The 11,837-nt window shown below is 43.9% G+C and carries 10 protein-coding genes and 1 riboswitch; of the genes, 7 read left to right on the top strand and 3 right to left on the bottom strand.

Going from position 1 to position 11,837, the window contains the following annotated elements; genetic code table 11:
* Positions 1-6 precede the first annotated feature (6 nt).
* From D8854_RS07615 to tig, 3 genes are all read left to right on the top strand, one after another.
* Positions 7-639 carry a response regulator transcription factor gene (locus D8854_RS07615; RefSeq protein WP_125450411.1) on the top strand — a complete coding sequence of 211 codons (633 nt, stop codon included), beginning with the start codon at positions 7-9 and terminating at the stop codon, positions 637-639.
* Positions 640-1,296 carry a DNA alkylation repair protein gene (locus D8854_RS07610; RefSeq protein ID WP_125450410.1) on the top strand — a complete coding sequence of 219 codons (657 nt, stop codon included), beginning with the start codon at positions 640-642 and terminating at the stop codon, positions 1,294-1,296.
* Positions 1,297-1,386: 90 nt separating this feature from the next.
* The gene (tig, locus tag D8854_RS07605) at positions 1,387-2,670 is read left to right on the top strand and encodes a trigger factor (RefSeq protein ID WP_125450408.1); all 1,284 of its coding nucleotides are present in this window, start codon (positions 1,387-1,389) and stop codon (positions 2,668-2,670) included.
* Between the two features lie 47 nt (positions 2,671-2,717).
* Here tig and D8854_RS07600 read toward each other — a convergent pair whose 3' ends face one another.
* From D8854_RS07600 to rnhC, 3 genes are all read right to left on the bottom strand, one after another.
* A complete protein-coding gene (locus D8854_RS07600) occupies positions 2,718-5,084 on the bottom strand; it encodes an ATP-dependent RecD-like DNA helicase (protein WP_125450406.1) in 2,367 nt (788 codons plus the stop codon).
* 148 nt (positions 5,085-5,232) lie between these two features.
* Positions 5,233-5,847 carry a signal peptidase I gene (lepB, locus tag D8854_RS07595; RefSeq protein ID WP_125450404.1) on the bottom strand — a complete coding sequence of 205 codons (615 nt, stop codon included), beginning with the start codon at positions 5,845-5,847 and terminating at the stop codon, positions 5,233-5,235.
* A gap of 3 nt (positions 5,848-5,850) precedes the next feature.
* Positions 5,851-6,732, bottom strand: a complete 882-nt coding sequence (gene rnhC / locus D8854_RS07590) for a ribonuclease HIII (RefSeq protein WP_125450403.1) — start codon at positions 6,730-6,732, stop codon at positions 5,851-5,853.
* An 86-nt stretch (positions 6,733-6,818) separates the two neighbouring features.
* Between rnhC and zapA the strand changes: the two genes are divergently transcribed.
* The 4 genes from zapA to D8854_RS07570 all read left to right on the top strand — a co-directional run bounded on the left by zapA (position 6,819) and on the right by D8854_RS07570 (position 11,774).
* Positions 6,819-7,121: a cell division protein ZapA gene (zapA, locus tag D8854_RS07585; RefSeq protein ID WP_084974157.1), complete on the top strand. Its 303-nt coding sequence runs from the start codon at positions 6,819-6,821 to the stop codon at positions 7,119-7,121.
* Positions 7,118-7,666 (top strand): CvpA family protein, encoded by a 549-nt coding sequence (locus D8854_RS07580; protein ID WP_125450401.1) that lies wholly within the window; start codon positions 7,118-7,120, stop codon positions 7,664-7,666. Before zapA ends, D8854_RS07580 begins: the two co-directional genes overlap by 4 nt.
* A gap of 100 nt (positions 7,667-7,766) precedes the next feature.
* Positions 7,767-10,103 carry an endonuclease MutS2 gene (locus D8854_RS07575; RefSeq protein ID WP_125450399.1) on the top strand — a complete coding sequence of 779 codons (2,337 nt, stop codon included), beginning with the start codon at positions 7,767-7,769 and terminating at the stop codon, positions 10,101-10,103.
* Between the two features lie 169 nt (positions 10,104-10,272).
* A riboswitch (glycine riboswitch) is annotated at positions 10,273-10,361 on the top strand.
* A gap of 90 nt (positions 10,362-10,451) precedes the next feature.
* Positions 10,452-11,774, top strand: a complete 1,323-nt coding sequence (locus D8854_RS07570) for an alanine/glycine:cation symporter family protein (protein ID WP_125450397.1) — start codon at positions 10,452-10,454, stop codon at positions 11,772-11,774.
* Positions 11,775-11,837: the final 63 nt, after the last annotated feature.

Raw genomic sequence — 11,837 nt, 5'->3', positions numbered from 1 at the left:
GTAAAGATGAAAATTTTACTGGTAGATGACCATGAAATGGTCCGATTGGGCTTGAAAAGCTACTTTGACCTCCAAGAAGATGTAGAAGTTGTGGGCGAGGCGGCCAACGGTGTTCAAGGGATTTCCTTTGCCTTGGAATTGCGTCCAGATGTCATTGTCATGGATATCGTCATGCCTGAGATGAATGGGATTGACGCAACCTTAGCCATCCTCAAAGAATGGCCTGAAGCAAAGATTTTGATTGTGACCTCTTACCTAGACAATGAAAAAATCATGCCTGTCTTGAACGCTGGTGCTAGAGGCTATATGCTCAAGACTTCTAGTGCGGATGAATTACTGCACGCTGTTCGTAAGGTTGCCGCTGGAGAGCTTGCTATTGAGCAAGAGGTCAGCAAGAAGGTCGAATACCACCGCAATCATATCGAACTTCATGAGGATCTGACTGCGCGTGAACGAGACGTGCTCCAACTCATCGCCAAGGGCTACGAAAATCAGCGCATCGCAGATGAACTCTTCATCTCTCTCAAGACGGTCAAGACCCATGTGTCAAATATATTGGCAAAGTTAGAAGTCAGTGACCGGACCCAGGCTGCGGTCTATGCCTTTCAGCACCACTTGGTGGGGCAGGAGGACTTTTAGATGAGTTTTGCAGATTTACTTATGGAGTTGGATGCGGCAAAAAATCCAGAAAAAGCAGGCCCCATGGAAGCCTATATGCGCCATCAATTTTCCTTTCTAGGCGTTGCAGCTCCTGAAAGAAATGCCCTTTATAAAAAATACTTTCCAAGTGCGAAAAAAACAAAGATCATCGATTGGGATTTTGTGGACACTTGCTGGGAAAAGGAACCTAGAGAATACCAATATGTAGCTGCCAACTATTTGAAGGCCATGCAGTCTTATCTAACAGAGAGCGATTTACCTAAACTGGAGCATTTGGTCGTCACCAAGTCCTGGTGGGATACGGTAGATATCCTAGACCGAGTAGTAGGAAGTTTAGTATATGACAAACCAGAGCTAGGAGAAATCATCCTTCAATGGAGTTTATCAGATAATATCTGGCTGAGACGAGTTGCCATTGACCACCAGCTCCTAAGGAAAGAGAAAACGGATGTTCAACTAATGGAAAAGTTCCTGCTCAATAATCTGGACCAGACAGAATTTTTTATCAATAAAGCCATTGGCTGGGCCCTAAGAGACTACTCCAAAACAAATCCAGATTGGGTAGAAAGCTTCATCGAAAAAAACAAGGAAAGAATGGCTGAACTCAGTATCAAGGAAGCCAGCAAGTACCTTTAGCATCGTTGAAAAGCGCATTCATGACTTGAAAAAAGTCGCTATTATATGGTATAATGGACTGTATTAAAAATTTTAAGGAGAAATGACAGAATGTCTGTATCATTTGAAAACAAAGAAACAAACCGTGGTGTCTTGACTTTTACTATCTCTCAAGGCCAAATCAAACCAGAAGTGGACCGCGTATTTAACTCAGTAAAGAAAACTCTTAACGTTCCAGGTTTCCGTAAAGGTCACCTTCCACGTCCTATCTTTGATAAAAAATTTGGTGAAGAAACACTTTACCAAGATGTGTTGAACGCTCTTTTGCCAAACGCTTATGAAGCAGCTGTAAAAGAAGCTGGTCTTGAAGTGGTTGCGCAACCAAAAATTGACGTCACTTCAATGGAAAAAGGTCAAGACTGGGTTATCACTGCTGAAGTCGTGACAAAACCTGAAGTTAAATTGGGTGACTATAAAAACCTTGAAGTATCAGTTGATGTAGAAAAAGAAGTGACAGATTCTGACGTTGAAGAACGTATCGAACGTGAACGCAACAACTTGGCTGAATTGGTTATCAAAGAAGGTGCTGCTGAAAATGGCGACACTGTTGTGATTGACTTCGTTGGTTCTATCGATGGTGTTGAATTCGACGGCGGAAAAGGTGAAAACTTCTCACTTGGACTTGGATCAGGTCAATTCATCCCTGGTTTCGAAGACCAATTGGTAGGACACTCAGCTGGCGAAACTGTTGATGTTGTTGTAACATTCCCAGAAGACTACCAAGCAGAAGACCTTGCAGGTAAAGAAGCTAAATTCGTAACAACTATCCACGAAGTAAAAGCAAAAGAAGTTCCAGCTCTTGACGATGAACTTGCAAAAGATATCGACGAAGAAGTAGAAACTCTTGACGAATTGAAAGAAAAATACCGCAAAGAATTGACTGCTGCTAAAGAAGAAGCATACAAAGATGCGCTTGAAGGCGCAGCAATCGATAAAGCTGTAGAAAACGCTGAAATCGTAGAACTTCCAGAAGAAATGATCCACGAAGAAGTTCACCGTTCAGTAAATGAATTCCTTGGAAACTTGCAACGTCAAGGTATCAACCCTGATATGTACTTCCAAATCACAGGAACTACTCAAGAAGACCTTCACAAACAATACGAAGCAGAAGCTGAGTCACGTACGAAGACTAACCTTGTTATCGAAGCAGTTGCCAAGGCTGAAGGATTTGACGCTACTGAAGAAGAAATCCAAAAAGAAGTCGAACAATTGGCAGCAACTTACAACATGGAAGTGGCACAAGTACAAAACTTGCTTTCAGCTGATATGTTGAAACACGATATCGCAATCAAAAAAGCTGTTGAATTGATCACAAGTACAGCAACAGTAAAATAATCTTAAAAGAGAAAAAGCCCACCTAACTAGGTGGGTTTTCTGATGCACTATTTTCCAAAAATCTCTTTTAAGTCTGCATCTGTAATCCCAATCATGGCTGGAATACTAGACCAGTTTTCCTCGGTGAGGATGTAGGACAGAGGAGAATCCTCTTGATTTGTCGTTTCGGTAGGGACTGGGCTGGTTTGGTCAGCTGAATCGACCAGATCCTGAAAGCGTTCAATCAGATAGGTCTTGCGAGCAGTCCCGATATGCTTGACTGCATAGTCAAAGGCCTGTAATTCGCCAAGAAGGATGAGCTTGCTCTTGGCCCGTGTGATAGCTGTGTAGATGAGATTTCGCTCCAGCATGCGCTTGCTAGCACTGGTGATGGGCAGGATGACAACAGGAAACTCACTTCCCTGAGACTTATGGATACTCATGGCATAGGCTAGTCGAATCTTGTACCATTCGTTACGTGGGTAGATGACCTCATTGCCATCAAAATCAATGACAATTTCGTCTTGTTTGGACTCGGTGTATTTTCCAGGAATCAGGTCTGTGATGTAGCCTAGGTCTCCATTAAAGACATTGACTTCGGCATCGTTGACTAGGTGAATAACCTTGTCCCCTGTTCGATAGTGGCACTGGGGAGCTTCAAAACTGAGTTGATCTTTTTGTGGTGGATTGAGCAGGTCTTGCATGAGCTGGTTGATAGCGTCAATGCCAGCAGTTCCTCGATACATAGGCGCTAGCACTTGAATATCACGAGCTGGAATGCCACTTCTGAGGGCAGCACCAAGAATTTTCTCAATGGTAGCTGGGATATGGCCACTAGCGATTTCAAAGTAGGAGCGGTCTGCTTTTTTCTGGGTAAAGTCAGCTGGCAAGATTCCCTGTCGAATCTGGCTAGCCAAGGTGACGATGGTTGATTCTTCACTCTGACGGTAAATCCGTTCCAAGCGAGTCTGCGGAATCAGGGATATCTGGAGCAGGTCAGCCAGTACCTGGCCAGGACTGACAGACGGTAGCTGGTCACTGTCTCCCACGATGAGAATTTTACTGTTAGAAGAGATGTTAGAGAAGAGTTGGTTGGCTAGCCAAGTATCTACCATGGAAAATTCATCCACGATGATGAAGTCGGCATCCAGATAATCTTCTAGATGACTAGTATCATCATCTCCCGTCATTCCCAAATGGCGGTGAATGGTCGCGCTAGGCAAACCTGTTAATTCATTCATGCGCCGAGCTGCTCGACCAGTTGGAGCTGCTAGAAGGATAGGCAGGTTGCTTTTTTTCCTGAGGTCAAGTCCTTCTAAGAGGGCATAAACAGCGATAATCCCATTGATAACAGTCGTCTTGCCTGTACCAGGTCCACCTGTTAGGATAAAGACCTTGTTTTGAATGGCATCGCAGATAGCCTGTTTTTGGATGCTATCGTATTGGATACCTAATTCTTCCTCAACAGTAGCGATATGCTTTTGAATGGTTTCTAAATCCTGATTTTTCTGTTTTCCTTTTTCAAGGATACGAACCAAGTGACTGCGAATACCTTCCTCGGCGAAAAAGAGGCTATTGTCAAAGATTTTGGTATCAATCTGCTGAACCTTGTCTTCTTCGATGAGGTAGGAGAGTTCTTGGGCTACTTGGCTGGGATCCAGTTCCACGGGACGAGAAGACTCGAGGAGAGTCAGGGTCTGTTCCAGCAAATCTCGGGCTTCCATGTAGGTATCGCCCGTATCCATACAGCCCTGAAAGAGACTATGGACAAGGCCAGCACGGAAGCGCTCAGGAGCTTGGCTTTCGATGCCAAGTTCGGCAGCCAATTGGTCAGCAATGGTAAAGCCCAATCCCTTGATATCTTCAACCAGTTGGTAGGGATAATTTTCAACCACATCAAGAGTTTCTTCCTTGTAAAAGTCTTGAATCTGAAAGGTTAGTTTATTGGGAATGCCGTAGTTAGCTAGTTTTGCCAAGACCATTTCTGTCCCATAGTTAAGACGAAGTGTAGAGACGAAAGCCTCACGGTTTTTGACAGAGAGTCCTGCAATGTTTTCCAGCTTTTCAGGATGCTCCAGAATTTCGTCTATGGTATTGTCACCATAGCAATCCACGATTTTTTGAGCCGTTTTGAGACCAATTCCCTTGAAGTGGCTACTCGAAAAGTACTTAACTAGCCCTTTTTTAGTTGGTTTTGCCCGCTCATAACGGCTGATTTGCAGCTGTTCACCATACTTAGAGTGTTGAACGATTTGCCCCCAAAAAGTGTAGTCTTCGCCCTCAATCACGTCCGCCATAGTTCCTGTAACGATGATCTCAAAATCGTCAAAGTCCTCAGCATTGGTATCTTCGATATCTAGGAGGAGGATGCGATAAAAATTACTGGGATTTTCAAAAATAATGCGTTCAATGGTGCCTGAAAAATAAACTTCCATAGGTTTCCTTTTTGATAGAAAAAGAGCTGGGATAGAGCTTTCAGTTAGGTTTTTCTTGGATTTGGGACTTGGTACAAGATATTGCCAAGTTGCAATCTAATCCTAAAAACTAACTCAAAAAGACTATCGCAGCATCTAGTTGCTGGTTTTAAAAGATTCCGATACGGTTGAGTGGCCAGAAACGGAATTTGGCTTCTCCTTTGATTTGACTGGCTTTAAAGGTTCCGACATGGCGACTGTCACTGGAAACCAAACGGTCATCTCCAAGGAGGAGGTACTCACCCTCGGGTACGGTAAAGCTGAAGCTGGTGTTGAAATTCACATCGACAGTAAAGGCTTGAGCTTTCTGGGCTAGACTTCTAAAATAGACCCCCTTATCCCCTTCAAAGCCTTTCCCCGAATAGGCGTTTTGCAGTTTATCATTTTTAAACTGTTGGAGGTAGTCTGCTAGGTAAGGTTCGTCCGTTTCTTCACCGTTGATAAAGAGTTTGTCATTTTCGTAGCGGATGGTATCTCCAGGAATGCCGATAACCCTTTTGACAATGTCTTTATTTCCGTCTTCCTCATGCGCAACCACGATATCGAAGCGGTCGATTGGGAGGTGTTTAAGAACGAAGAGAACCTCTCCGTCGGCTAGGGTAGGGTCCATAGAGTGTCCTTCCACGCGGACATTGGTCCATAGAAAGAGACGACTGAGACCAACTACTATAATGATGAGGAATGTGAGTCCCCACTCTTTTAGAAATGTTTTAAAATAATTCATAACTTACCTTTCTAGCAGTACTTTGGCTTTTTCAGTATTTTTAAAATGAAGCTTGGCACAGAAGTTGAGCCCTTTCATGCCATAGGCTTGAAGGATTTTGCTAGCAACCTTATCAGAAGCAGTTCCTGCGCCACTTGGCAGTTGATAGCCAAGTTCTCGTCCAAGATTTTCCAAGTTTTCGAGGAAGAGATCCCGCGCGATGATGGAGCTAACCGCAACAGCCAGGTATTTTCCCTCGGCTTTTTCTTCCAAGCTAATTTTGTTTGGAAAACGGTTGGCTTCTTGCGTCAAGTACTTGTCATAGTTTTTAGCGCTTGTAAAAGCATCAATGACGATTTTTTCTGGCTGGACTCCTTTTTGGAGGAGGAGAAAGATAGCCTGGTTGTGAAGGGCAACCTTTACAGAAACAGCATTGTAACGCTCTCCGATAACTTCGTTGTACTTGCTCGGTGAAAGGAGGAGCGCTTGGTGCTGGATTTTTTCCTTGAGGATAGGGGCAATCTGACGAATCTTTTGGTCTGTCAGAGTCTTGGAATCCCCTACGCCGAGTTCTCGCAAGAAGTTGTGTTGGTCAGGTTTCACAAAGGAAGCCACGACAGCCAGCCCGCCAAAGTAGGAACCATTTCCCACCTCATCAGTCCCAATCATAGGAAAATCTTGTCCACTGTTTTCTTGTTGAACTTGGTAACCAAAGAAACTGGCGTATTGCTCAGCCATTTCGCCCTGCAGGAGGACTTTTCCAGAAGTATAAATGGAAACCGTTGCCTGAGGCAGTCGCAAAAAATAGCGAATATAAGGATTTTTACTAGGACTGAGAGCCTTCTGATACTGATTCAAAAAGCTCTGAATTTCCTGTTCATTTGGTGTGAGTGTGATACTTGCCATAGTCTCTATTGTACCACAAAAGCAGGAGAATTGGTAAAAACTGACAAAGTTAGCGAAATTTGGTATAATATCGTGAGGTGAATTTTATGGCAAATCTAAATCGATATAAGTTTACATTCGGGAAAAAGACATTAACCTTGACAACCGAGCATGACAACCTCTTTATGGAGGAAATTGCCAAGGTTGCGACTGAAAAATACCAAGCAATTAAGGAACGAATGCCTGGGGCAGATGATGAAACCATTGCCCTCCTTTTAGCCATTAACAGCCTATCGACGCAGCTTAGTCGTGAGATTGAGTTTGACGATAAGGAGCAAGAGCTTAAAGACCTTCGAAATAAGCTAGTGGCAGTCAAGCAAGAACAAAGCAAAATTGAGGATTCCCTATGATTTCGATCCTTCTCTTACTGGTTCTAGCTTGGGGTTTTTACATCGGCTACCGTAGAGGTCTGATGCTACAAGTTTATTATTTCCTCGTGGCAGTGATTTCAGCCTTTATTGCTGGGCAGTTTTATAAATCTCTGGGAAATCAATTTCACTTGCTTATCCCTTATGCCAATCCTCAGGAAGGGCAGGGTACCTTTTTCTTCCCTTCAGACCAGCTTTTTCAACTAGATAAAGTCTTTTATGCGGGTCTGGCCTACCTTCTAGTTTTCGGAATTTGTTATAGTATCGGACGTTTTATCGGTTTGTTTCTTCATTTGATTCCAGTTAAAACACTAGGTGGCAAGTGGTTCCGGGTTAGTGCGGGGGCTTTGTCGCTATTGGTAACCTTATTTGTCTTGCAAATGGCTTTGACCATTCTTGCAACTGTGCCTCTGGCAGTCATTCAAAATTCACTTGAAAAAAGTATCGTAGCTAAACACATCATCCAAAGTATCCCTTTTACGACAAACTTTATCAAACAACTCTGGGTGACAAATTTAATCGGATAAAAAGGGCGGGATTTTTCCTAGCCCTTTGTTTACAGATTGGAGGACTAGGTCAAAACCTCTAGTTGCTACGATTTTGTAAACAAATATACAAGGAAAAAATATGAATACAAAAATACTAGAAACTTTAGAATTCAATAAAATCAAAGCCTTGTTTGAACCTCATCTCCTGACAGAACAGGGACTAGAGGAGCTAAAAGGTTTGGCTCCAACTGCCAAGGTGGATAAGATCAAACAAGCCTTTACAGAGATGGAGGAAATGCAGGCGCTTTTTGTGGCGCAACCTCACTTTACCATCCTAGCGACGCGTGAGATATCAGCGGTTTGTAAGCGTCTGGAGATGGGAGCAGACCTTAATATTGAGGAGTTCCTACTCCTTAAACGGGTCTTACTTGCTAGCAGAGAGTTGCAAAGTTTTTATGCCAATCTTGAAAATGTTCGCTTGGAACAATTGGCGAGATGGTTTGAAAAACTGCATGATTTTCCACACTTGCAAGGGAGTCTTCAATCTCTAAATGATGCAGGATTTATCGAAAATTTCGCCAGTGAAGAGCTAGCACGCATCCGTCGGAAAATCCATGATAGCGAGAGTCAAGTTCGAGATGTCTTGCAAAACTTACTCAAACAAAAAGCGCAGATGTTGACCGAAGGAATCATTGCTAGCAGAAATGGCCGTCAGGTTTTACCTGTCAAGAACACCTATCGAAACAAGATTGCAGGTGTTGTCCATGACATCTCTGCTAGTGGTAACACGGTCTATATCGAGCCACGTGAGGTCGTCAAGCTGAGCGAAGAAATCGCTAGTTTGCGAGCAGACGAACGCTATGAGATGATTCGTATCCTGCAGGAACTATCAGAACGGGTCCGTCCTCATGCTGCTGAGATTGCTAATGACGCTTGGATTATCGGCCATTTAGACTTGATTCGTGCCAAGGTGCGTTTCATCCAAGAAAGACAAGCAGTTGTTCCTCAACTTTCAGAGAACCAAGAGATTCAACTCCTTCATGTTCGCCATCCTTTGGTTAAGAATGCTGTTGCAAACGATGTACACTTTGGTAAGGAATTAACGGCCATTGTCATTACAGGTCCCAATACTGGTGGGAAGACCATCATGCTCAAAACCCTGGGCTTGACTCAACTCATGGCCCAGTCAGGCTTGCCCATTTTAGCTGACAAGGGAAGCCGTGTCGGTATTTTCGAAGAGATTTTCGCAGATATCGGGGATGAGCAGTCTATCGAGCAAAGCTTGTCTACCTTCTCTAGTCACATGACCAATATCGTAGATATTCTTGGCAAGGTCAATCAGCACTCGCTCTTATTGCTAGATGAGCTTGGGGCAGGTACAGATCCGCAGGAAGGTGCAGCTCTTGCCATGGCTATTCTGGAGGATCTTCGCTTACGTCAGGTCAAGACCATGGCGACGACCCACTATCCAGAGCTCAAGGCCTACGGTATTGAGACAGCCTTTGTGCAAAATGCCAGTATGGAGTTTGACACAGCCAGCCTGCGTCCGACCTATCGCTTTATGCAGGGAGTTCCTGGTCGAAGTAATGCCTTTGAAATTGCCAAACGTCTGGGCTTGTCAGATGTCATCGTCGGGGATGCCAGTCAGCAGGTCAATCAAGATAATGACGTCAACCGTATCATTGAACAATTAGAAGAGCAAACGCTTGAAAGCCGTAAACGCTTGGACAATATCCGTGAGGTGGAGCAAGAAAACCTCAAGATGAACCGAGCACTCAAAAAACTCTACAACGAACTCAATCGTGAAAAAGAAACCGAGCTTAACAAGGCGCGTGAACAGGCTGCCGAGATTGTGGAACTAGCGCTAAGTGAGAGTGACCAGATTCTCAAGAATCTTCACAGCAAGTCTCAACTCAAACCCCACGAAATCATTGAAGCCAAGGCTGAGCTGAAGAAACTGGCCCCTGAAAAAGTCGACTTGTCTAAAAACAAGGTTCTTCAAAAGGCCAAGAAAAAACGAGCTCCAAAGGTGGGAGATGATATCGTGGTCCTCAGTTATGGTCAGCGTGGTACCCTGACCAATCAGCTTAAGGACGGGCGTTGGGAAGCCCAAGTCGGTTTGATCAAGATGACCTTGGAAGAGAAAGAATTTGACCTTGTTCAGGCTCAGCAAGAAGCCCCAGTCAAGAAAAAACAAGTCAATGTCGTCAAACGAGCTTCTGGTCGTGGTCCGCAAGCGAGGCTGGATCTCCGAGGCAAACGGTACGAAGAGGCTATGAATGAGCTGGACGCCTTTATCGACCAAGCCCTGCTCAATAACATGGCGCAAGTCGACATCATCCATGGTATCGGAACAGGAGTCATCCGTGAGGGCGTCACCAAATACCTGCAAAGAAACAAGCATGTCAAGAGTTTTGGCTATGCTCCACAAAATGCTGGAGGCAGTGGTGCCACCATTGTAACCTTTAAAGGATAGAGAGAAGAAGGAGTCAATCTTTCTGAAAAAAAGAAATGAAAACTAAAAATTTTCATAGAATATATTGACAAAGGCTAACTTTTCTTGTAAAATAATAAAAAATTAAATACCAACACCGAATGAAGTTTAATAGAAATGGGAGAAAGGTTTGTTTTCCATGACTGTAAATGGACGGAACTCTGGAGAGACCGTAAAGGCACCGAAGGGGCAAGGCAGGCAACTGCTCAAACTCTCAGGTAAAAGGACAGAGCTAAGATAGACCGCTTTTTAGCATTTATCTAAGCATTCCAGAGTACATGTATCTTGCATGTGCTCTTTCTTTTGGGGTTGAAAAGATAGGAGAAGGAAATGTTAGAATTGCTTAAATCAATTGATGCTTTTGCTTGGGGTCCTCCCCTCTTGATTTTATTGGTTGGAACAGGGATTTACCTAACTGCCCGTTTAGGACTCTTGCAGGTTTTGCGTCTCCCCAAGGCCTTTCAGTTGATCTTTACCAAGGACAAGGGACATGGCGATGTGTCAAGTTTTGCTGCTCTATGTACAGCCCTTGCAGCTACTGTTGGAACGGGAAATATTATCGGAGTTGCGACAGCTATTAAGGTTGGTGGGCCAGGTGCTCTCTTTTGGATGTGGATGGCAGCCTTCTTTGGGATGGCAACCAAGTATGCAGAAGGATTGCTGGCTATCAAGTACCGCACTAAGGATGCAAATGGGGCTGTAGCTGGAGGACCCATGCACTACATTCTTTTGGGAATGGGAGAAAAGTGGCGTCCCCTTGCAATCTTCTTTGCCCTAGCTGGTGTATTGGTTGCCCTTCTGGGGATTGGTACCTTTACCCAAGTCAATTCGATTACAGAATCCATTCAAAATACAGCCCAAGTTGATCCAGCTATCACGGCTCTGATTTTATCCATTTTTGTAGGGATTGCCGTCTTTGGTGGCCTCAAATCCATTTCAAAAGTTTCGACAGCAGTTGTTCCTTTTATGGCTATTATCTATATTTTAGGAACTCTTACAGTTATACTCTTTAATATCGAGAAAATCCCAGCCACACTTGCTCTCATCTTTACTTCAGCCTTTAGTCCAGCTGCTGCGGTAGGTGGTTTTGCAGGTGCAAGCATTCGGATGGCTATCCAGAATGGTGTGGCGCGTGGAGTCTTTTCTAACGAATCTGGTCTTGGCTCAGCTCCCATTGCAGCGGCTGCAGCTAAGACTAATGAGCCTGTCGAGCAAGGCTTGATTTCCATGACAGGAACCTTTATTGATACTTTGATTATCTGTACTCTGACAGGTCTAACAATCTTAGTAACTGGTGTTTGGAGCGGTGATTTGAATGGTGTTGCCTTGACCCAGTCAGCATTTTCAACAGTTTTTTCACACTTTGGACCTGCTCTTTTGACTATTTTCCTTGTGCTCTTTGCCTTTACGACGATTCTCGGATGGAACTACTACGGAGAGCGCTGTTTTGAGTTTCTCTTTGGTGTCCGCTTTATCTGGCTCTACCGTGTGGTCTTTTTACTCATGGTCTTGTTGGGAGGATTTATCGAGCTGGATATGGTCTGGATTATCGCAGATATCGTCAATGCTTTAATGGCTTTACCAAACTTAATTGCCCTTTTGGTCTTGTCGCCAGTCGTTATTGCAGAAACCAAAAAGTATTTTAAAAACTAACCCAATCACACTTTTCGTGTGATTTTTTCATTTCATAGATATTTCTTATCAAGGCGATTGAAA

Source organism: Streptococcus mitis, assembly GCF_003943905.1.
Lineage (GTDB): Bacteria > Bacillota > Bacilli > Lactobacillales > Streptococcaceae > Streptococcus > Streptococcus mitis_BC.
The sequence above is the reverse complement of the archived record's forward strand: the minus strand, read 5'-3'. Positions and strand labels throughout refer to the sequence as shown.

Bases quoted from the DNA above. Each gene is read 5' to 3' on its own strand.
- lepB (WP_125450404.1), bottom strand. From the start codon at position 5,847: ATGAATTATTTTAAAACATTTCTAAAAGAGTGGGGACTCACATTCCTC.
- D8854_RS07580 (WP_125450401.1), top strand. From the start codon at position 7,118: ATGATTTCGATCCTTCTCTTACTGGTTCTAGCTTGGGGTTTTTACATC.
- D8854_RS07615 (WP_125450411.1), top strand. From the start codon at position 7: ATGAAAATTTTACTGGTAGATGACCATGAAATGGTCCGATTGGGCTTG.
- tig (WP_125450408.1), top strand. From the start codon at position 1,387: ATGTCTGTATCATTTGAAAACAAAGAAACAAACCGTGGTGTCTTGACT.
- rnhC (WP_125450403.1), bottom strand. From the start codon at position 6,732: ATGGCAAGTATCACACTCACACCAAATGAACAGGAAATTCAGAGCTTT.
- D8854_RS07570 (WP_125450397.1), top strand. From the start codon at position 10,452: ATGTTAGAATTGCTTAAATCAATTGATGCTTTTGCTTGGGGTCCTCCC.
- D8854_RS07600 (WP_125450406.1), bottom strand. From the start codon at position 5,084: ATGGAAGTTTATTTTTCAGGCACCATTGAACGCATTATTTTTGAAAAT.
- zapA (WP_084974157.1), top strand. From the start codon at position 6,819: ATGGCAAATCTAAATCGATATAAGTTTACATTCGGGAAAAAGACATTA.
- D8854_RS07575 (WP_125450399.1), top strand. From the start codon at position 7,767: ATGAATACAAAAATACTAGAAACTTTAGAATTCAATAAAATCAAAGCC.
- D8854_RS07610 (WP_125450410.1), top strand. From the start codon at position 640: ATGAGTTTTGCAGATTTACTTATGGAGTTGGATGCGGCAAAAAATCCA.